This is a genomic window from Streptomyces sp. NPDC037126 (genome assembly GCF_055605965.1).
The window spans coordinates 282,368-302,107 of record NZ_JBVJTD010000009.1 but is presented as its reverse complement, the minus strand read 5'-3'; the positions used below and the strand labels follow the sequence as shown (position 1 = coordinate 302,107).

Genomic DNA, 19,740 nt, shown 5'->3' with positions numbered 1-19,740 from the left:
TTCCCCATGCCCTTCGCCGGTCGGAGGACCCCGCGACACGGGGCCCGCTCTGGTTCGTTCCGACCGTAGGGACGTCCCGTCAGGGAAACTCGTAGTACCGCTACAGGCGCTCCGGCGGGATCGCCGTGTAGGCCTGCCGGAGTTCGGCGAGCGCGGGGTCGCCGTCCGGGAACCTCACCTCGTCGACCTGATGGATCGCGCGCACTCCCACGGCGGCGCTCGTGGCGAAAGCGGCGCGCATGGACGGCAGTTCGCCGATCCCGACCGGACGTGCCGCGCTCCTCCCGCGGGCCGACCGGAGCAGGCGCATGGTGACGCCCGGCAGGACGTCGGCGTCCGGCCAGACCACCTGTCCGGCCGCGTCCACGAAGCCGACGTTCCAGGTGCAGCCCTCCGAGATCCGGCCGTCGGCGTCGGTGAACAGGACGTCGTCGAACCCGTCGGCCTGCGCCGCACGCCGGGCCTGGAGCTGGCCGAAGAGCGCGACGTGTTTGACGGCGGCACTGTCCCGGTGGAACGTGCGCGAGCAGACCCTGAGGGGAGCCGGGGGAAGGGCGGCCGCCGGGCGTGTGGTCACGAGGATGTGCGGATCCGCCTTCTCGGCGGGACGCGTGATGTCCAGTGCGGGGTCGAAGACGGTCACGCGTACGACCAGCGGGCCGCTCCGCGGACCCACCTCGTGCCGTACGCAGTACAGGACCCGCTCCGGATCCAGACGCGCGCCGAACACCGTGGCGCAGTCCTGCACCAGCCGGGCCAGGTGCAGCGACAGTCCGCGGACCCTTCCGTTCTCCAGGCGCATCGTCGTGAAATGCCCGTAGTTCGCCAGGGCGAGGGACATCATCTGCTCCACGGACGCGCGCACTCCATTGACAGAGGCCATGAGCCCAGTGTGGCCGCCCCTGGTTACCGGGGAGGCCCGGACGGCCCGTCCCTAGGGATTCGCCCAGAACGCGAGGCCCGCCCGGGGAGCGGAACCCGGCACCCAGCGCCGGGACGGCCGCGCGCCGGAGAACGCGCAGGTCGGCGGTCGGCCGTGCACGGTCCGCAGCCGACTCCGCCGCACACCGTAGCGGGCGGCCGGCCGGTCCAGGTGTGCGCCGCCCGGGCCGGGGGACGACCATGGATGGAGGCAGCACGCCCGCCGGTACGGCACGAGCCGGGGCGCCGGGCGGGAGGGAAAATGAGACATGGGCCCGACGGACTCCTCCCGAGCAGGCGACGGCCGGCCACTGGCGGTTCCCGCCGCGCCCCCCAGTGGCCTCCTCGACCTGCTCAGCGTCGCCGCGGTGGTGTTGAACGCGCAGGGCCAGGTCGTCTTCTGGAGCCCCAAGGCCGAGGAGTTGTTCGGCTACACCGCGGCCGAGGCGCTGGGACAGTACGCGGCCCCGCTGACCGTCCACGAGGAGCACCGGGACGAGGTGATCAGGCTGTTCGCCGAGGTCATCGAGTCCGGCACCGACTGGGCCGGCGCCTTCCCGATCCGGCACAAGGACGGCAGCACCCGTCTGGTGGAGTTCCGCAACATGCGGCTGCTGGACGACCTCGGCGACACCTACGTCCTCGGCCTCGCCGCGGACCAGGCGGCCGTGGAGCGGATCGAGCGGGATTCCGCCCTGGCCATACGACTGGTCTCCCAGTCCCCCGTCGGCCTGGCCATCCTGGACCCACACCTGCGGTACGTGGCCGTGAACCCCGCCCTCGAACGCATCACCGGCCAGTCCGCGGCCGAGCGTCTCGGCCGGCAGGCCGGCGAGATCCTGAGCTTCCTGAACACGGACCCCGAGGCACGTCTGCGCCGCGTCCTGGAGACGGGGGAGTCGGTGGTGGACCGGGAGATCATCTGCCGTCCCCCCAACGATCCGGACCACGAGCACGCCTGGTCCGTCTCCTACTACCGGCTGGAGGACTCCGGCGGGAGGGTGCTGGGGCTCGCCTACTCCGTCATCGACGTCACCGAGCAGCACCGGGCCGCCGCCGAGGCGGCGCAGGCGCGGCAGCGGCTGGCCCTGATCGCCAGGGCCTCCGTCTCCGTGGGCACCACCCTCGACCTGGAGACGACGGCCTGCGAGCTGGCCGACGTCGTGGTCCCCGTGCTGGCCGATGTGGCGGTCGTGGACATGCTCGACAGCGCCCTCGCCGGCCGTACCCCGCCGCCCGACGGCCCGGCCCTCTTCCACGCCCTCGCCGTCAGCGCGGCCCACTCCACCGAGGCGGTCCACGCGGCCGGCCCGCCCGGGAGGGTCGCCCCCTACGACAGTGACCGCCTGATCACCCGGTGCGTGCGCACCGGCCGACCCGTGCTGGTGCCCCGCACCACGCCCCAGGACCTGGCACGCATCGCCCGGCACGGCGAGGCCGCGGCCCTCCTCGAGAAAGCGGGGGTGCACTCCTACCTGGCCGTACCGCTCGTGGCCCGCGGCGAGGTCCTCGGCGCCCTCGACCTCATACGCACCCGCGACCGCGGACCGTTCGACGACGACGACGCGTTCCTCGCCGTGGAGCTGGCCGCCCGGGCCGCGGTCTGCATCGACAACGCCCGCGGCTACCAGACCCAGCGCCACGCGGCCCTCACCCTCCAGCGCAGCCTGCTTCCCGAGCCCCCCTCACACGTGCCCGGCCTGGAGGTCGCCTGCCTCTACCAGCCGGCAGGCGCCACGAGCGAGATCGGCGGCGACTGGTACGACGCCATACCCCTCCAGGGCGACAGGACCGCCCTGGTCGTCGGCGACGTCATGGGCAGCGGCATCAACGCCGCCGCCACCATGGGCCAACTCCGCACCGCCGCCCGCGCGTTCGCCGAACTCGCCCTCGCTCCCGCGGAGGCCCTGCGTCACCTGGACCATCTGACCCAGGGGATCGAGCAGACCATCACCACCTGCATCTACTGCGTCTACGACCCCCACCGGGGCCAGTGCGAGATCTGCCTCGCCGGCCACCTGCCGCCGGCCCTGATGCGGCTCGGCCGGACGGCGCGGCTGCTCGACCTGCCCACCGGCGCGCCGCTGGGCGTCGGCGGAGTGCCCTTCGAGGCGACCACCATCGCCTTCCGGCCCGGCGACGTGCTGGTCCTCTACACCGACGGCCTGGTCGAAACCCGCAGCGAACCCATCGACGCCCGCCTGGGCACCCTCCTCGAAGCCCTCAGCGCGACACAGGGCCACGATCTGACGCACACCTGCGAGCACATCCTGGAGACCCTGCGCTCGCCCGGTGGCGAGGACGACGTCGCCCTCCTCATCGCCCGGGCCAGGTCCTGAGCGGGGCGACCGGCCGGCCGCCGCGACTGCGAAGACGGGCCTTCAGGCGAGGTCCGTGGCGGGCTCGGTGGCGTAGCGGCTCATCGTGCGGGTGAGCGCCTGCGGGCTCGGGGGCCGGCCGTCGGCCATCATGTCCTGCAGGTCCCGGAAGTACTGCACGTACAGGTCGGGTGTGAACGTGCTGAGCATGACGGCGGGTCGGTCGGTCGTGTTGGCGAAGGTGTGCGGGGCTCCGGGCGGGACCATCACGAGGGTGCCCGCCGTCGCGTCGTAGTCCTTGTCCCCGACCGTGAACCGCACGGTGCCGGAGATGACGTAGAAACCCTCGTCGTGCCGGGCGTGGCGGTGCTGGGGCGGTCCGGGCGTGTGCGGCTGGAGGACGGATTCGGCGATCCCGAGCCGGTGTCCGGTGCCGCTGCCGTCTTCGAGGACGCGCATGCGTGTGGTGCCCAGGAGGATCGTCTCCCCGTCCTGGGGGCCGACCACCGACACGGGCGGGTCGGCCTTCGCTTCACTGGGATTCGGTTCGTCGGTCATGCCCCGATTCCACTGCGGGGGAGCGGCGGCTGTCCAAGACCCGTTCCGCGCCCTCGATACCGCATCGGTATCGTCGCAGGATGGAGCTTCGTGGTCTGCGGTACTTCGTGGCGGTTGCCGAGGAACTCCACTTCGGCCGGGCCGCCGTCCGACTGCACATGAGCCAGCCGCCGCTGAGCCGGGCGATCAAGCGGCTGGAGACCGAGATCGGTGCCGCTCTGTTCGACCGCTCGCCCGCGGGGGTCTCGCTCACCCCGGCGGGGGCCGTGCTGCTCGAAGAGGCGCGCGCCCTGCTGGAGCGGGCCGAGCGGGCCCGCCTCCGCGTCGCCGCGGCGGCCGGCACCGCGGCCATCGCGATCGGCGTCCTGGGCGACAGCACCGACCCGGCCGCGATCCGCCTGGCCGGCGCGTACCGGCGGCGGCACCCGGACGTGGAGGTGCACATCCGCGAGACGGATCTGACCGATCCCACCTGCGGGCTGCGCGCCGGCCTGGTCGACCTCGCCCTGACCCGCGGGCCGTTCGACGAGACCGGCCTGACCGTGCGCGAACTGCGCGCCGACCCGGTGGGAGCACTGCTGCGCGCCGACGATCCGCTGGCCCGCCGCGACAGCCTGGAACTGGCCGAGCTGGCGGACCGCCGCTGGTTCCGGTTCCCGGCGGGCACCGACCCCGTCTGGCAGTCGTACTGGCACGGCGGACAGCCCCGCGAGGGTGCGGTGGTGCGTGGCGTCCAGGAATGCCGGCAGGCCGTGCTCTGGAACGGCACGGTCGGCGTGACTCTCCTCGGCCACGAGCCGGGGGAGGGACTGACCGTGGTGCCGCTGGCCGACATGCCGCCGAGCCGCGTGGTGACGGCGTGGAAGGAGGGCGACACCAACCCGCTGATCCGCTCGTTCGTCCAGCTCACGACGGCCGCCTTCCGGGGCTGACCGGTCAGCGGACGACGTCGAACACCTGCTTCTGCACGCCGTTGGAGTAGACCTCGTGCTCGACCGGCCTCAGCTTCTGGGTGTCCTTGTCCGCGGTGCTGAACAGGCGCTTGCCGGCGCCGAGGAGCAGCGGGTGGACGAGCAGGTGGTAGCGGTCGATCAGGCCGGCGTCCGCGAGGCCGTGGTTCAGCGCGGCGCTGCCGTGGACGAGGATCGGCCCTCCCTCCGTCCTCTTCAGCTCGGCGACCTGGTCGAGTGAGCGCAGGATCGTGGTCTCGCTCCAGTTGGAGACCAGGTCGTCCTCGGTGAGCGTGGTGGAGACGACGTACTTCGGCATCGCGTTGTACCGCGCGAACTCCGGCATGTCCGGCCACACCGGGCTGAACCCCTCGTAGCTGACCCGGCCCATCAGGAGGGCGGCGGCCTCCCGCTGCTCCCGCTCCTTCAGCTCGAACGCCTCGGGGGCGAACTCGACGCCCTTGAAGGTCCATCCGGAGTTGCGGTAGCCGGGCTCGCCGCCGGGGGCCTCCATGACGCCGTCGAGCGAGACGAAGGCGGTGCTGATCAGGGTTCGCATGGGTGATTCCTCGGTTCTCGTGCGTGCGGTCCGCCCGTCCGGCGTGCGCCGCGGCCGTTCCAGGATCGTACCGACAAATAAAACTGTCAAGAAAAATCGAGTTGTCGGTGACCCGGGAAACGGATAGGTAATCCGTATCTGCTACGGTGAGCGCGAAGCGGATGACCTATCCAGATATGCGGAAGCGGTGGCGTGATGAGACGGACAGCGGTGGTCACGGCGGGTACGGCGGGAATCGGGCTGGAGACCGCCCTGGGGCTGGCCGACGCGGGGTTCGCGGTCACCGTGGTGGGCCGGAACGCCGAGCGCGGGGCCCGCGCGGTCGAACGGATCGACGCCACGGCGCCGGCGCACTCCGCCCGGTTCCTGGCCGCGGACCTCTCCTCGCTGGGCGCGGTCCGCACCCTCGCCGGCCGGATCGCCGCGGACGGTCCGCTCGCCGTGCTGGTCAACAACGTCGGGGCGATGTTCCCGGAGCGGCAGGACTCGGTCGACGGGATCGAGGCGACGTTCGCCGTCAACCACCTCTCGCCGTATCTGCTGACCGAACTGCTGCTGCCCGCGCTGAGATCCGGTGCGCCGAGCCGGATCGTGAACGTCACCTCGGGTGCGACCGGTGTCGCCAAGCGCGCATTCGACGCGGTCGAGCCGCCCGGCGGCTACTACGGCTTCCACTGGTACGGCCGCGCCAAGCTGGCCAACCTCGCCTACACGCTGGAGCTGGCCGGCCGGCTCGACGGCACGGGCGTCTCGGTCCTCGCGGCGGATCCGGGCGGCGCCGCGACCGACATGACCAACGGCACCATGCGCGATCCGAAGATCGTCTCGCCGGGGCTCCGGCTGCTGTGGCCGCTGGTCAGGCGCAGGTTCGAGCGCTCGACCTCCGGCCCGGCGTCCCTGGCGGCCAGATCCTCGGTCTTCGCCGCGACCGATGCCTCGCTGGCCGGCCGGACCGGTGTCGTCATCGGACCCCAGGCGCATCCCGTCGCCCCCTTCCGTCCGGCAGCGGACCCCCGTGTCGCGGGAGCAGTCCGCCGCCTCAGTGAGCGTCTCGCGCCACTCACCACGGAGTGACGGCGGCCGGCCCGTCCGGATCGCACCCGGGAGCGATCCGGATGGGCCATCCGGTTAAACTTCCCGTATGACGACCGCACCCCTGCGCAAGGACGCCGCCCGCAACTGGGAACGGATCGTCGCCGTGGCCCGCGATCTCGTGGCCGAGGGCACACCGCTGCAGCTCAACGACATCGCCCGCCGCGCCGGAATGGGCGTCGGCACCGTCTACCGTCACTTTCCCACCGGCGAGGCACTCCTGGAGACCGTCGCCACACCGAGCCTGGAGGCACTCGCCGCCCACGGCGAACGGGCGCTGACGGAGGACGACCCCGGACGTGCGCTCGCCGGCTTCCTGACCCGCACCATCGAAGCGCAGGTCACCGACGCCGCCCTCGCCCCGGTGACCGCCGCGCCCGCGGACGCCCTGCCGCGCACCACCGAACTCAAGCGGACCATACGGTCGGTCGGCCGGGAACTGCTCGAACGGGCCCGCGAGGCCAAGGCCGTTCGCGCCGACCTGACCCCCGACGACCTGGTCCCGCTGATGTGCGGAATCGCCTACGCCGCGAACGTCCACGGCGACTCGGCGGCCCGCGTCGAGATTGCCCGCCGCTACCTGGCCACGCTGCTGGAAGGTCTGTACGTCCGGTAGGGCCTGTGGCGGCCGTCGGCTCCCGTCACCGGGAGTTCACCGGCCTCGGCTGCCGGTCCTGATGAGCGGCGCGCGTCGCCACGCCGCACCCGGTGCCGTGGCCCGGACCAGCCCCACGCGACCAAGTCGCCGCGGGAGAAGCACAGTCGTCGTCTCCGTTCCCCGGTCCCTGCCTCAGTTCCAGGCCAACTCGCCCGGCGAGGCATCGCTGTTGACCAGGTCGGGCCGGACGGCGGTGACCCGCTGGGCCAGGCCCTGCAGGAGCCGTAGGTCCGTGGTGCTCACGAACTCGGAATCACCCGTGGAGTGCCAGCGTGCCAGGGCCCCGCGAAGCCGTCGAGTCGCTTTCCCGGGAGGGCGGAACACGGCCCGGCGTCGCGCCGCGCGTGTTCCGGGCGGACCGGTGGAGGGACTTCGGAAGCGCGTAACGCCATGATCGCTGCCGGTCGCCCTTTCGGGTGGTGTCCCGGCTGGGTCCGGGCGCGGGGGCCGCACCGCCTGGTATCTCCGAGTTGCCTGCTTTTCGCACCGGCGCACGGCCCGCCTAGTAGTCCTACACTTTGTAGGACTACTCTGTGCCCGTGACCCGGCCACGCGGCCGAGCACATGTGTGCGCCCGGGGCAGTTCGCCGCCGGCCGGCGGCGCGACGCGAGCCGCCGGACCGCATCGGGCCCGGGTCCCGTCGGGGCGCGCAAGGCATACACACGGCACCTGCCTGGAGGACATGTGGCAACAAACGACAGCCCGGCCACACGGCGGACCGGGGAGGACGTGCTCATCACCGTCGTCCTGCCCGTCTACCAGGTGCAGGACTACCTGCCGGGATGCCTGGACTCCCTGCTGGGGCCGGCGCAGTCCTGCGAGGGCGTCGAGGTCGTGGCCGTGGACGACTGTTCGCCCGACGGCAGCGGTGCCCTGCTCGACGACTACGCGGCCAAGGACTCCCGGCTGCGCGTGGTGCACCTCCCGGAGAACGTGGGACTCGGCCGGGCGCGCATCGAGGGCCTGGCCCGGGCCAGGGGCGAGTACGTCTGGTTCGTGGACAGCGACGACCGGCTGACGGACGGGGCGCTGGCCGCGGTCGCCGAGCGGCTGCGGCGCACCGCTCCCGACGTGCTCCTCGTCGACCACGCCCTGGTCAACCCGGACGGAAGCGTGGAGCGCAACGTGCGCGCCCATCTCTTCCGGGACGCGCCCGAGACGTTCACGCTCGGGGAGCGGCCCGGCACCCTGGACCTCATCATGACCGCGTGGGGCAGGGTGCTGCGCCGGGAGTTCCTGCTCGGCCTGGAGGTGGAGTTCGGGCACGGGTACTACGAGGACATCTCGGTCACCTATCCCGTGCTGCTCGCGGCCCGCCGGCTCAGCATGCTCGACCGGGTCTGCTACCACTACCAGCGCGGACGTGAGGGCGCGATCACGAGCACCTCCAGTCCGAAGCACTTCGACCTCTTCGGCCAGTACGAGCGGATCTTCGCCTTCATCGACCGCGAGGCCGAGACCGCGGAGCCGTTCCGCAAAGCGGTGTTCGACCGGACCGTGCGCCATGCGACCACGGTGCTCGCCACCCCGGGCCTGGTGCCGGAGAACCTGCGGCGCGACTTCTTCCAGCGGATCTCGGAGCACTTCCGGCGGTTCCGGCCGAGCGGCTACTCCTACCCGTCCGGGCTGCGCGGCCTGCAGTACCGGCTGGTGGAGCGGGGTGCCTATCCCGCGTACGCGGCGCTGGAGCCGGTGAACCGGCTCCGCCTCGGCCTGCGCACCTCCCTCGGCCGGGCGCGCGGTACCGCCCGGCGCACTCCGCGGCTCGCCGCTTCGGCGCTGCGCCGGACCTACTACCACGCCTGCCTGCGCCTTCCGGCCGACGACAACCTGGCCGTCTACGCGGCCTACTGGAACCGCGGTTACGCCTGCAACCCCGCGGCCATCTTCGAGAAGGCCCGCGAACTCGCCCCGGGCGTCCGCGGGGTGTGGGTCGTCGCGAGGGACAGGACGGCTGCCGTCCCGCCGGGCGTCGAGTACGTCGTGGAGGGCACCCCCCGCTGCCTGCGCACCATGGCGCGGGCCAGGTACCTGGTCAACAACGTCAACTTCCCGTACGAGCTGCCCAAGCGGCGCGGCGCGGTGCTGGTGCAGACCCAGCACGGCACCCCGCTGAAGAAGATGGGGACCGATCTGCGGGACCACCCCGCCGCCGCCCGCGGCATGAACTTCGACCGGTTGGTGGAGCAGTGCGGCCGGTGGGACGTCCTGGTCTCGCCGAACCCCCACACCACCGAGGTGTTCTCCCGGGTCTACCCCGGCGGCTACGACGTGCTGGAGACCGGCTATCCGCGGGTCGACCGGCTGGTCAACGCCTCGCTCGACCGGATGAACCGGGTGCGCGGCGAACTCGGCATCGCGCCCGGGCAGATCGCCGTCCTCTACGCCCCCACCCACCGCGACCACCAGGACGGGCCGGAGCCCCTGCTGGACGCCCGGTGGCTCTCCGACCAACTCGGCGACGACCATGTCCTGCTGGTGCGCTCGCACTACTTCGACGCCCCGTGGACCTCCTCCTCGCGGGGCGTCGTGGACGTCTCGTCCCACCCGTCGATCGAGGACCTGTGCCTCGCCGCCGACGTCCTGGTCACCGACTACTCCTCCGTGATGTTCGACTACGCCGTCCTGGACCGGCCGATCGTCGTCTACGCCCCCGACTGGGAGGTGTACCGGCGCACCCGGGGGGTCTACCTCGACCTCCTCGCCGAGGGGCCCGGCGCGGTCGCCACCACGCAGGAGGCGCTCGTCGAGGTGTTCCGGCGCGGCGAGCACACCGGCCCCGCCGCGGCCAAGCGGCTCGCCGGATTCCGGGACCGCTTCTGCCCCCACGACGACGGGCGTGCTGCCGAGCGCGTCGTGCGCAGCGTCTTCCTGGGCGAGCGGACCGGGGCGCCCACCGACCCGAACAGCCTTGCGCCGACCGCCGGTTGAACACGCCACGGGTCAGGACCGCACCCGGCGGGCGAGCCGCCCCGCGACCACGGTCCGCAGCCCGACGAGGCCGTCGGCGACACGCAGGGCGAGACATCCGCTCTGGGTGGCGTAGGGCTGGAGCAGCAGCACCCGCGCCCGCCCGCCGAGCCGCACCGACCGTCCGAGGCCCGCTCCGGCGCGCAACGGCCGCGTGACCCGCTCACCGTCCCGGAAGGTGAGGGTCACCCAGGCGTCCCACGTGGTGATCGTGCCCTGTTCGCAGAGCGCCCCGGCGTCGACGGCGACGACGGCACGGCGTCCCTCGCCGCCGGGCACGGCCTCCCACACCCCTTCGCACTGTCGCGTCGAGTCCGTCACCCGGTGGCGGAACTCGACGGTCGCCCGCTCCGGTCCGGCCTGCGCGGTCCTGCCGTACAGCTCGGTCAGCCGCAGTCCGAGCCGGAGCCGGCGGCCCGTGTCCACGTCCGCGGCCACGTACAGCGGGAGCTGCGCGAGCGGGGCGTCGGCGAGACCGTCGAGCACGATCTCGTCCGCTTCGCCCGGGACGGAACGCGCCTCGTCCCACAGTGGCCGGGGCCGGTCACCGGCGTACGGAGGCGGCAGCCGCGGCGGGTCGGCCGCCAGCTCGGCCAGCCGCCCCAGGTCCGCCGTCCGCCGCTCGCGCCCGAGCAGCACCGCGGTGCGCCAGCGGGCCGCGGGTGTGGCCCGGGACACGGCCTCCTTCTCGAAGCCGTGTACGTGCTCGCGTGAGATCCGCCACCACTGGTCCTGGTACTCCGGCGCACGCCGGGGCAGCTCGCCCAGGTAGACGGGGAGATCGAACTCCAGGAACTTGGTCTGCGCGGCGATCAGCAGATCCCGTTCGCCGCTGTCCCGCATGATCTCCAGCACCTGCTGGTGCGCGGCGACCCGGTCCCGCCAGTTCTGGATCCGGTCCCGGCGCAGTGAGATCGAGGCCTGACCGGTGCCGTAGCGCACATGCCAGACGTAGACGGTCGCGGGGGTGACGGCGAGGCGCGGGCGGGCCGCGTAGACGCGCGCGGTGAAGACGAAGTCCTCGTAGTGCGCCGCGCCGTCGGGGAACCGGATCCGCCGGGTGAGCAGGAACTCCCGGCGGTAGATCTTGTTCACGGACAGCGTGTCCCACAGTGTCCGCGGGCGCCCGGCCACCCCGTCGTGCACCGACTCCCTGGCGAACAGCTGCTCCTGCCAGGGGATCTCCCGGCCACCGGGCAGCTCGCGCCGTACGCACAGCCCCGCCGCCACATCGGCGTCGTGCCGCAGTGCGGTGGCGAGCAGCGAGTCCACCGCCTTCGGCGGAAGGACGTCGTCGCTGTCGAGGAAGACGAGCCAGGGGGAGCGGGCGGCGTCGATCCCGTCGTTGCGCGGGGTCCCGCAACCGCCGCTGTTGTACGCCCGGCGTACGACGCGCACCCGGGGGTCGGCGGCCGCGAGCCGTTCCAGCAGGCGGGGCGTGTCGTCGGTGGACGCGTCGTCGACGACCACGACCTCGCCGACCGCGTCGCCCTGGGCGAGCGCCGAGGCGACCGCCTCCGCGACCCGCTCCGCGTCGTTGTAGGTGATGACCACCACCGTCACGACGCCATCGTTCACGCTGGACACCTCTGCTCCTCCTCGCGCGGCCGTGACAGGCACCCCTGCCACGGCAGAGGGCCCGGCGCGGGCAGATCCCAATGAACTCCTACATTATGTGAGACAGGGGCGGTGCGGGACGGTAGCGGCGGGTCCTCAGGGGACATCGGCAGAACTAACTCGGGTCTTACCTCGCGCACGTCGAACGAATGACCATCCGTGCTCTACTGAAGCGGGAGCCGGTGCCTCACGCGCCGGTCCACGTCCGGAACCGAAGCCGACCGGAGCCGCTGTGCGCATCACCGTCTACCTGCTTCTCCTGGCCTCGGTCGCCCTCGCTCTGCTCGGCCCGCGCCTGGGGCGCCATCTGGCCCCGGCCGCCGCGGTGCGCGCACTCACCCTGCTGAGCCTCGTCGCGGGGGCCGCCACGGTGTGGGGCCTGACGGCGGTGACGGTGGGCGGGCTGGGACGCACCGACGTCTTCCAGGACCAGGCCCACAGCAGTGCGATCGCCCTGGCCGACGACGACCCGGTCCCCAACGTCCTCGGGGTGCTGGCGGCCGTGCTGCTCGCGGGGGCGCTGCTGCGGACGCTCGCGGTGGTGCGCCGCCGATGGTCCACGCTGCGTGAGCTGGCCCCGCTGCGCAAGCGGCCGGCCGCCGGTGACCTCGTGGTGATCGAGACGGACCAGCCGGACGCCTACGCGCTGCCGGGCCGGTCGGGGCGGGTCGTGGTGACCACCGCCATGCTGCGCGCCCTGCCCGCCGACGAGCAGGCGGTGCTGCTCGCCCATGAGCGGGCCCATCTGCGCCACCGGCACCACCTCTACGCGGCGGTCGCCGAGACGGCGGCCGCCTGCAACCCGCTGCTGCGGCCGGTGCGGGACCTCGTCGACTTCCACATCGAACGCTGGGCGGACGAGGAGGCCGCGCGGACGACCGGAAGCCGCCCGCTCGCGGCCCGTTCCCTGGCCCGCGCCGCACTCGCCCTCGCCGCCGCCGCCCGGACCCGTGGGCCGCAGGGCGTCCTGGCCTACCTGCGGCACAAGGTCACCGCGCGCGTCGGCGCCCTGCAGGCCGAGCGTCCGACCAGTCACTGGGGAGCGGCCTTGCCCACCCTGGCGGTCACCGCCCTGACCGGTCTGGCCTTCGCCGAGGTCACCTCGGACATGGCGCGCTGCCTGCAGGTTCTCCACCTGGTCTGAAGCGCCGGCCCGGGGCGGGCGCCGGCGCCCGGGGGCCGGTGACGACTGCGGCGGCCGTGATCCGTGAGGTCCGTGTGACCCCGGCTGCCGAGCCCATGGGGCCTGTGTGACCCCCCGCGGCTGAGTCCCGTGGGGTCGGTGTGACCGCGGCGGTCGAGTTCCCGTGTGGCCGATGTGACTATGGCGGCCGTGTTCCGTGAGGGCCGGTGTGACTCCGGCGGCCGTGACCATGGGGCCGGTGTGACTCCGGCGCCGTTTTCCGTAGGACCGGTGTGACTAGGGCGGCCGAGTCCCATGGGGCCTGTGTGACCCCCGTGGCTGAATTCCGTGGGGTCGGTGTGACCGTGGCGGTCGAGTTTCCGTGTGGTCGATGTCACCCTCCCGGGCCGAGGAGAGCGCGCAGCGCGGCCTCGTCCGCGGGATCCAGGGTCTCGATGAAACGCTGCAGCACCGCCGTGCGGTCGTGGCCGCGGTCCAGGGCGGTCTTCATCTGCTCGGCGGAGGCCTCCGCCGCCTCCCGGCGCGGGCGGTAGGCATGGGCGCGGCCGGAGCGCTCGCGCTCCAGCATCCCCTTGGCGTGCAGCCGCCCCAGCACGGTCAGCACGGTCTTGTAGGCGAGTCCGGGTGCCAGCGCGCCCTGGACGGCGCCGGCGGTCAGCGGCTGTCCGGCGCTCCAGAGCACGGCCATGACCTCGGCCTCCAACGCCCCGCTCGCCCGGCGGTCGGCCTGCTCGCCACCGCTGTCGTGAGCCATGCCCGACCCCTCCTGTGCCTCCCGTACGCACGCCACGATCGATCCTACGCGCCGTGGTGCTCTACCCAGAGGCGGTTACCTTCGAGGTTCGAGCACTGGTTAGTCTTACGTTTTGTAGGAACTGAGAGCTTCAGGAGTGGCGAAGATGAGCGGACACCGGCGCAAGCCGTCCGGGCGGACCGGGCCGTCCGGCCCGGACGACTCAGGGTACGGCGTCCGGGCCGCGGGGGCCGGTGCCGGACGAGCGGGACGGCGCAGGGCGGACGACCGGCGCCCGAACACCGGGCGCGGTGGCCGGCGGGGCCTCATCGACTACCCGCGTGCGGACAAGCACGGCATTCGGCGCTGGCTGCCCTCCTGGAAGCAGGTGCTCGGCACCTTCCTGGTGCTCTTCGGCGGCCTGGTCGGCCTCTTCGGCTACGCCTACGCCACCACGACGGTCCCGAGCGCGAACCCCAGCACCCAGCGCCAGAGCAACACCTACTACTGGTCCGACGGCTCGGTGATGGCCACGCAGGGGTCCACCAACCGGCAGAACGTCGACCTCGCCCAGGTGCCGAAGCCGGTGCAGTGGGACTTCCTCGCCGCGGAGAACGCCACCTTCTACACCGACCCCGGCGTCGACACGCAGGGCATGCTCCGCGCTGTCTACCACATGGCCACGGGCGGTGAGGTGCAGTCCGGCTCCACCATCACCCAGCAGTTCGTGAAGAACACGTACCTCGACCAGAACCAGTCGGTCACCCGCAAGTTCAGGGAGATCCTCATCTCCCTGAAGATCGGTGACCAGATGTCGAAGCAGCAGATCCTGCAGGGCTACCTCAACAGCTGCTACTACGGGCGCGGTGCCTACGGCATCGAGGCGGCGGCCAACACCTACTACCACGTGCACGCCTCCCAGCTGACCGTCAGCCAGGGCGCGTTCCTCGCGGCCACGGTCAACGAGCCGAGCGTGATGATGCTCGCCGACACCGACCCGGGGGCCAAGGCCCAGGCCACGGCCCGCTGGAAGTACGTCCTGAACCGGATGGCCACCATCCACCGGATCAGCCAGGCCGACGAGCAGAAGTACCTCGCCGCCGGGTTCCCCACGCCCAGGCCCTACACGCCGTCGGCGGGGATGGCCGGGCAGACCGGCTACCTGCTGCAGACCGCGGAGAAGTACGTCGAGGCCCGCTCCTCGCTCAGCGACCAGCAACTCGGCCGCGGCGGCTACCAGATCTACACCACCTTCGACAAGAAGAAGGTGAACGCCCTGTCCGCGTCCGTGGCGGCCATGGAGAAGAGGCACCTCGACCCCAAGCATCGCTCGGCCGACAAGGACGTCCAGGTCGGCGCGGCGTCGATCGATCCGTCCACCGGCGCGGTCATGGCCCTGTACGGGGGCGCGGGCTGGAACAAGGGCCACTGGAACGACAACGCGGACGCCACCGGTGTGCCGGTCGGCTCCACCTTCAAGCCCCTCGACCTGGCCGCCGCCCTCGACCACGGCGCCGTGCTGTCCCCGGGTCAGCCGGCCTCACCCGTCACCCCGGAGTCCAAGTTCAACGGCGACGACGGCATCACCATCAAGAACCAGCAGGGCCAGGAGATGCCGGACGCGAACGACCCCACGGGATTCCTGCACCAGCGCAACGACGTGCCCACGAAATGGGGTTACATCACCCTGCGCAAGGCCATGGAGCAGTCGGTGAACACGCCCTACGTCCAGCTCGGCGAGGACGTCGGCTACGGCAACGTCGAGAACGAGGCCCTCAAGGCGGGTCTGCTCCGCAAGAGCCTGCAGTACGACACCCCCGGCTTCTACATCGGCACCTCCACCCCCTCGGCGATCCGCATGGCCGACGCCTACGCCACCTTCGACGACAGCGGTGTCCAGCACGAGCCGTACTCGGTGACCAAGGTCATCGCCGACGGCCAGCCGCTGCCCGGCTTCGACAAGCCCAAGGGCACCACGGCCATGCCGAGCTCGACCGCCGACACCGTCACCGACGTCCTGCAGAACGTGGTGAAGAGCGGCACGGGCACCAACGCCCAGGCGCTGGGCCGGCCGGTCGCCGGCAAGACCGGCACCACCGACGACTACAAGTCCGCCTGGTTCATCGGCTACACCCCGCAGATGGTCACGTCCGTCACGATGTTCAAGGAGGACCCGAAGAACGCCGGCCTCCAGTCGATGCAGGGCGTCGGCGGCTACTCCAAGGTCTTCGGTGCCGACATGCCCACCGAGGTGTGGACCGGCTACATGACCTCGGCCCTCCAGGGCCAGCCCGTCCAGCCGTTCCCGCCCGCACCCCAACTGGGCAAGGGCGCCGACGAGTTCGGCGCCCCGTCGCCGACGCCGACGCCGACCGCGAGCACCCCCTCGCCCGCCACGACGGCACCGGCCACGCCGGGTCCCTCCGCCCGAGGCTGCCACGGCTGGAAGAAGAACTGCCCCATGCCGAACCCGACCGACAGCACCGGCACCACCGCCGGCCCGACGGGCGGCGCGACCGGCGGAGGGCTGCTCGGCGGCGCGACCGGTGGCACCACCGGCGGCACGAACGGCGGCGCGACCGGTGGCACCACCGGCGGCGGCTCGACCATGCCGTCACCCACGTTCCCCCGCCACGGCCGGCATCCCTAGAGCGGGGGGAGGACGGCGGGCCGGTCGGGGGTCCCGGCCCCCGTCCGGTGGGCGAGCAGGGTGCGCGAGGCCGCCGGCCAGGGCTTGGGGAAGGGACGCAACCGGCGCCAGTCGTACGGGGGATGCCCGAGCTTAGGGCGCCGCCGGTCGTAGACGTTGATCAGCAGCCAGCCGCCGACACACAGCACGATCAGCACGCGCCCGGTCACATCGACCGGGCGCGCCCCGGGCGCCGTCAGGCCGCCGATCCCGGCCGTCCACAGCCAGTGCCCGAGCAGCGGGTAGACCACCAGCTGATGCCAGATCTTGGTCGGGGCGAGGGCCTGCTGACGGGTGAAGAACCCCGCCCGCAACTCCGCCCACCACTGGGCGAGACCGAAGCACAGCCAGGCCGCGCCGGACACCAGCGCCCAGCACGGCGCCGCGGGACCGGCAGGCGGCGCCGCACCCGTCCGCCACACCCCGAGCGCGACCGCCGCGACCAGCAGCGGATCGCCGAGGAGCACCGCGACGAACCCGGTGCGAAATCCCATCAGTCGGCGCTCCAGCACCAGCGCCAGCAGCCACAGGCCGCCCGGTGTCACCGCGAACACTGCGAGCGCGGCGACCCACGGGCCGTGCTCCAGCGGCACGCCCGGCCAGGAAGGACAACGCCCGTTCACGACGGACGAGGTTCCCGGCGCGCGCGTTCTCATGCCGCGTGGTCATCCGGCCGCACCTGCGGTGCGACCAGGCGCCGGCTTCCCCTAACCCGGGACTCGTTCACCCCGGTCCGCGACGCGCGGTGCGGACGCGGGCCGTGTCCCGGCGTCCGCGGGCGGCCGGCCGTGGTCCCGCAGCGGCCCGACCTCGTAGCCCCGTTCCTCGCACGTGTCGAGGATCCGGGGGAGCGCGCCGAGGGCCGAGCGCCAGGCGCCCGGTGCGGAGGTGCAGTCCGAGTCGTGGAGGAGGATCGTGCCGCCGCCGTCGAGGTCGGCGGTGACGGTGCGGTGCACGGACTCCGGGGTGGCGCGTGCGGTCCAGTCCTCCCCCCAGCAGGTCCACAGCACCGGGGTGAGCCCGAGGCGGCGCGCCGCCAGGTGGGCCGCGGTCGACATGACGCCGTAGGGGGGCCTGAAGAGCGTGGGCCGGTGTCCCGTGAGGTCGGCGACGAGGTCGCGGGCCCGGCTGAAGTCGTCGACGGTGGCGCGCGGACCGCGCAGGAGCAGGGGGCGGTGAAGCCAGCCGTGGACGCCGATCTCGTGCCCGGCGGCGGCGATCTCCCGGACCAGGCCGGGGGAGCGGCGTGCCTCGCTGCCGAGCAGGAAGAACGTGGCGCGCACCCGGCGGTCGTCGAGCCGCCGCAGGAAGTGCGGGGTGGAGAGGGGGTCGGGCCCGTCGTCGAAGGTCAGGGCCACGTGGCCGGGGCGGCCCCGGCCCGACAGACGGGGCATGACGCGGTTGCGCAGCGGTCCGAAGGTGGAGATCACGGGCGCGGCATGGGCGGCGGCGAGAACGGGCAGGGCCACGACGGCGGCCGAGCGGAGGGTCCGGGTGACGTTCACGAGTGGTGGTCTCCCTGCGGGTGGGCGTGGTCCGCGAGACCGTCCAGGTCGAGGCGGCTTCCGATGGCGTGCATGAGGCCGGGACGGTCGTACGTCGTCGCCATCCCCGTGCCGACGGCGCACGCCCACACCGCGGACGCGACCACGGCGGTCGTGGCGAGCCCGCGCGGGCCGCGCCGCCGGGGCGACGGGGGCTTCCCGCCGCCGTCCGTAAGACCCGCGCGCTGCACGCGGGCGATCTCGGCGGCCGGGCCCCCGTCCGGGGTCCGGGCGAACAGCCCGAGGCCGGTGGCGCGCTGCTGCTCCCCGAGCGGGCCGTCGATCAGGTCGCACAGCACCGTCTTGAGGTCGGCCGGGTCGCGGACCCACACGGCCGCACCGGCCTCGTCCAGGGCGGCCGCGTTGGTCAGCCCGTGCCCCGGTATGCAGCGGTAACTGGCGACGGGCAGGCCCGAGGCGAACGCCTCCAGGGACGTGAGCCCGCCCGCGTTCTGCACGAGGACGTCGGCGGCGTGCATCAGGCCGGGCATGTCGTCGACCCAGCCGAAGGCGTACTCGATGCCGTCCGCGCGCAGTTGCCGGGCCAGGGCCTCGTTGCGGCCGCACACGACGACCGGGACGGCGGCGCCGCAGTCACGCAGTTCCAGGGCCACCTGGCGCACCGGCCCGACCCCCCAGGACCCGGCGACCAGGAGGGCCAGCGGAGCCTGCTGCGGCAGCCCGAACGCCGCGCGCGCCCGGGCCCGCCGCTCCGCGTCGCAGGGGCGGAACCGGGGGTCGGTGACCGGGCCGCACACCCGTACGTCCCGGGCGCCCGCGGCCCGTGCCTGGGCGGCGGGCACGGCGTGGGCGGCCAGGTGGACGTCGACGCCGTCCGCCACCCACAGCGGGTGCACCGAGAAATCGGTCAGGTACGTCACGACGGGCACGTTCAGGCGCCGCTTCAGGCGGAGGCTGCCCAGGACCCGGCTGGCTCCGGGATAGGTGGAGACGACGGCTCCCGTGCCCGGAGGGAGGGCGCGCGACATCCGGTCCTCGGCCGTGCGCAGCAGCGCCCTCGCGAACGGGCCGCCGCCCCCGGCGCGTTCGGTGCTGGAGTAGATGCGCTGGTAGGCCCAGGGGGCGCGGACGAGCATCCGGTGGTAGCCCTGCTGTACGGCACGGCCGAGGCGGGCCGGCAGCAGATCGAGCAGGTCGAACCGGTCGACCGCGAAGCCGTCCGCCCCGAGACGTCGGGCGAGTTCGGCGGCCGCGCCGTCGTGACCGGCTCCGACGCTCGCGGAGACGACGGCGATCCTGCCCGCGCGGGGCGCGGTGCCCCGCTGCTGCGGAATCGCGCCCGCGAGGGTGGGTCCGGGCGCCGAGCTTCCGGCGTGGGGCATGGGTTTCCTCCGCACATGAAGGGAGCGACGGAACTCTACGAAATGTAGTAGTCCGAGGTTTGAATTCCGGAGCATACCTCCTACAAGTAGTAGTTGGCTGCTGGGTAGCCTGTACGGACGCGGAACGACGGAAGGCGGATGGTGGAGGACCACAGGCACGAGCAGACCCGAGGTGCGGCCGGCAGGCGGGCGCGCGGCGAGCTGGAGAGCGAGGTGCTCGCCGCGCTCTGGGCCGCCGACGGGCCGGTGACCGCACGCCAGGTCCGGGAGCGGCTGCCGGGCGACCTGGCCTACACGACCGTGCTCACCATCCTGACCAGGCTGCACGAGAAGGGGATGCTCGTGCGGCACCGCGAGGGCCGGGGGTACGCCTACGAGCCCGCCCGGGACGAGGCGTCCCACACCGCCCATCGCATGCACTCCCTGCTCGAAGGGGGCTCCGACCGCGGGGCCGTGCTGGCCCGCTTCGTGTCCGAACTGTCGGCGCACGACGAGCACCTGCTGCACCAACTGCTCTCCGGGTACGACGAACCGCCCGCCGAGGACGAGCACCCCCGCCGCAAGCGGTGAGCCGGATGCCCGCGGCTCCGCCCGCCGTGCCCTGACGCGGCTGCCGACCGGGGGCGGCGATTTCTGGGGGGCG

General features: G+C 72.9%; 16 protein-coding genes. 8 read left to right on the top strand and 8 right to left on the bottom strand.

Going from position 1 to position 19,740, the window contains the following annotated elements; genetic code table 11:
• Positions 1–100: 100 nt before the first annotated feature.
• Positions 101–883, bottom strand: a complete 783-nt coding sequence (locus ACZ7FF_RS22010; RefSeq protein WP_470813938.1) for an aminotransferase class IV — start codon at positions 881–883, stop codon at positions 101–103.
• A gap of 307 nt (positions 884–1,190) precedes the next feature.
• Here ACZ7FF_RS22010 and ACZ7FF_RS22005 point away from each other — a divergent pair, with 307 nt between their 5' ends.
• Complete coding sequence (locus ACZ7FF_RS22005) at positions 1,191–3,260, top strand: SpoIIE family protein phosphatase (protein ID WP_470813937.1); 2,070 nt, start codon at positions 1,191–1,193, stop codon at positions 3,258–3,260.
• A 42-nt stretch (positions 3,261–3,302) separates the two neighbouring features.
• Here the strand turns inward: ACZ7FF_RS22005 and ACZ7FF_RS22000 are convergent, their stop codons facing one another.
• Positions 3,303–3,797, bottom strand: coding sequence for a cupin domain-containing protein (locus ACZ7FF_RS22000; RefSeq protein WP_470813936.1), 495 nt, complete (start codon positions 3,795–3,797; stop codon positions 3,303–3,305).
• Positions 3,798–3,877: 80 nt separating this feature from the next.
• On the opposite strand from ACZ7FF_RS22000, the gene ACZ7FF_RS21995 reads away from it, so the two are divergent.
• The gene (locus tag ACZ7FF_RS21995) at positions 3,878–4,729 is read left to right on the top strand and encodes a LysR family transcriptional regulator (protein ID WP_470813935.1); all 852 of its coding nucleotides are present in this window, start codon (positions 3,878–3,880) and stop codon (positions 4,727–4,729) included.
• A gap of 4 nt (positions 4,730–4,733) precedes the next feature.
• Here ACZ7FF_RS21995 and ACZ7FF_RS21990 read toward each other — a convergent pair whose 3' ends face one another.
• Entirely contained in the window at positions 4,734–5,306 is a 573-nt protein-coding gene (locus tag ACZ7FF_RS21990; RefSeq protein WP_470813934.1) for a dihydrofolate reductase family protein, read from the bottom strand.
• A 195-nt stretch (positions 5,307–5,501) separates the two neighbouring features.
• Here ACZ7FF_RS21990 and ACZ7FF_RS21985 point away from each other — a divergent pair, with 195 nt between their 5' ends.
• From ACZ7FF_RS21985 to ACZ7FF_RS21975, 3 genes are all read left to right on the top strand, one after another.
• Positions 5,502–6,380, top strand: a complete 879-nt coding sequence (locus ACZ7FF_RS21985) for an SDR family NAD(P)-dependent oxidoreductase (protein ID WP_470813933.1) — start codon at positions 5,502–5,504, stop codon at positions 6,378–6,380.
• Positions 6,381–6,447: 67 nt separating this feature from the next.
• Entirely contained in the window at positions 6,448–7,014 is a 567-nt protein-coding gene (locus ACZ7FF_RS21980) for a TetR/AcrR family transcriptional regulator (RefSeq protein ID WP_470813932.1), read from the top strand.
• A gap of 727 nt (positions 7,015–7,741) precedes the next feature.
• Positions 7,742–9,988: a bifunctional glycosyltransferase/CDP-glycerol:glycerophosphate glycerophosphotransferase gene (locus ACZ7FF_RS21975; RefSeq protein ID WP_470813931.1), complete on the top strand. Its 2,247-nt coding sequence runs from the start codon at positions 7,742–7,744 to the stop codon at positions 9,986–9,988.
• A 12-nt stretch (positions 9,989–10,000) separates the two neighbouring features.
• Here ACZ7FF_RS21975 and ACZ7FF_RS21970 read toward each other — a convergent pair whose 3' ends face one another.
• A complete protein-coding gene (locus tag ACZ7FF_RS21970; RefSeq protein ID WP_470813930.1) occupies positions 10,001–11,605 on the bottom strand; it encodes a glycosyltransferase family 2 protein in 1,605 nt (534 codons plus the stop codon).
• Positions 11,606–11,876: 271 nt separating this feature from the next.
• Between ACZ7FF_RS21970 and ACZ7FF_RS21965 the strand changes: the two genes are divergently transcribed.
• Entirely contained in the window at positions 11,877–12,788 is a 912-nt protein-coding gene (locus ACZ7FF_RS21965) for a M56 family metallopeptidase (protein WP_470813929.1), read from the top strand.
• 373 nt (positions 12,789–13,161) lie between these two features.
• Here the strand turns inward: ACZ7FF_RS21965 and ACZ7FF_RS21960 are convergent, their stop codons facing one another.
• Entirely contained in the window at positions 13,162–13,542 is a 381-nt protein-coding gene (locus tag ACZ7FF_RS21960; RefSeq protein ID WP_470813928.1) for a BlaI/MecI/CopY family transcriptional regulator, read from the bottom strand.
• 145 nt (positions 13,543–13,687) lie between these two features.
• On the opposite strand from ACZ7FF_RS21960, the gene ACZ7FF_RS21955 reads away from it, so the two are divergent.
• Positions 13,688–16,171 (top strand): transglycosylase domain-containing protein, encoded by a 2,484-nt coding sequence (locus tag ACZ7FF_RS21955; protein ID WP_470813927.1) that lies wholly within the window; start codon positions 13,688–13,690, stop codon positions 16,169–16,171.
• Here the strand turns inward: ACZ7FF_RS21955 and ACZ7FF_RS21950 are convergent.
• The 3 genes from ACZ7FF_RS21950 to ACZ7FF_RS21940 form a co-directional block, all read right to left on the bottom strand.
• Entirely contained in the window at positions 16,168–16,803 is a 636-nt protein-coding gene (locus ACZ7FF_RS21950; protein WP_470813926.1) for a hypothetical protein, read from the bottom strand. The genes ACZ7FF_RS21955 and ACZ7FF_RS21950 overlap by 4 nt on opposite strands.
• 114 nt (positions 16,804–16,917) lie before the next feature.
• A complete protein-coding gene (locus tag ACZ7FF_RS21945; RefSeq protein WP_470813925.1) occupies positions 16,918–17,715 on the bottom strand; it encodes a polysaccharide deacetylase family protein in 798 nt (265 codons plus the stop codon).
• A complete protein-coding gene (locus ACZ7FF_RS21940) occupies positions 17,712–19,097 on the bottom strand; it encodes an MGDG synthase family glycosyltransferase (RefSeq protein ID WP_470813924.1) in 1,386 nt (461 codons plus the stop codon). The genes ACZ7FF_RS21945 and ACZ7FF_RS21940 overlap by 4 nt, the downstream gene beginning before the upstream one ends.
• 138 nt (positions 19,098–19,235) lie before the next feature.
• Here ACZ7FF_RS21940 and ACZ7FF_RS21935 point away from each other — a divergent pair, with 138 nt between their 5' ends.
• On the top strand, positions 19,236–19,667 hold the full coding sequence (locus ACZ7FF_RS21935; protein ID WP_470813923.1) for a BlaI/MecI/CopY family transcriptional regulator: 432 nt from the start codon (positions 19,236–19,238) through the stop codon (positions 19,665–19,667).
• Positions 19,668–19,740: the final 73 nt, after the last annotated feature.

Excerpts from the sequence above, each read along its gene's own strand:
- ACZ7FF_RS22010 (WP_470813938.1), bottom strand. The coding sequence starts at position 883 with ATGGCCTCTGTCAATGGAGTGCGCGCGTCCGTGGAGCAGATGATGTCC.
- ACZ7FF_RS22000 (WP_470813936.1), bottom strand. The coding sequence starts at position 3,797 with ATGACCGACGAACCGAATCCCAGTGAAGCGAAGGCCGACCCGCCCGTG.
- ACZ7FF_RS21995 (WP_470813935.1), top strand. The coding sequence starts at position 3,878 with ATGGAGCTTCGTGGTCTGCGGTACTTCGTGGCGGTTGCCGAGGAACTC.
- ACZ7FF_RS21985 (WP_470813933.1), top strand. The coding sequence starts at position 5,502 with ATGAGACGGACAGCGGTGGTCACGGCGGGTACGGCGGGAATCGGGCTG.
- ACZ7FF_RS22005 (WP_470813937.1), top strand. The coding sequence starts at position 1,191 with ATGGGCCCGACGGACTCCTCCCGAGCAGGCGACGGCCGGCCACTGGCG.
- ACZ7FF_RS21940 (WP_470813924.1), bottom strand. The coding sequence starts at position 19,097 with ATGCCCCACGCCGGAAGCTCGGCGCCCGGACCCACCCTCGCGGGCGCG.
- ACZ7FF_RS21960 (WP_470813928.1), bottom strand. The coding sequence starts at position 13,542 with ATGGCTCACGACAGCGGTGGCGAGCAGGCCGACCGCCGGGCGAGCGGG.
- ACZ7FF_RS21935 (WP_470813923.1), top strand. The coding sequence starts at position 19,236 with ATGGTGGAGGACCACAGGCACGAGCAGACCCGAGGTGCGGCCGGCAGG.
- ACZ7FF_RS21955 (WP_470813927.1), top strand. The coding sequence starts at position 13,688 with ATGAGCGGACACCGGCGCAAGCCGTCCGGGCGGACCGGGCCGTCCGGC.
- ACZ7FF_RS21990 (WP_470813934.1), bottom strand. The coding sequence starts at position 5,306 with ATGCGAACCCTGATCAGCACCGCCTTCGTCTCGCTCGACGGCGTCATG.
- ACZ7FF_RS21980 (WP_470813932.1), top strand. The coding sequence starts at position 6,448 with ATGACGACCGCACCCCTGCGCAAGGACGCCGCCCGCAACTGGGAACGG.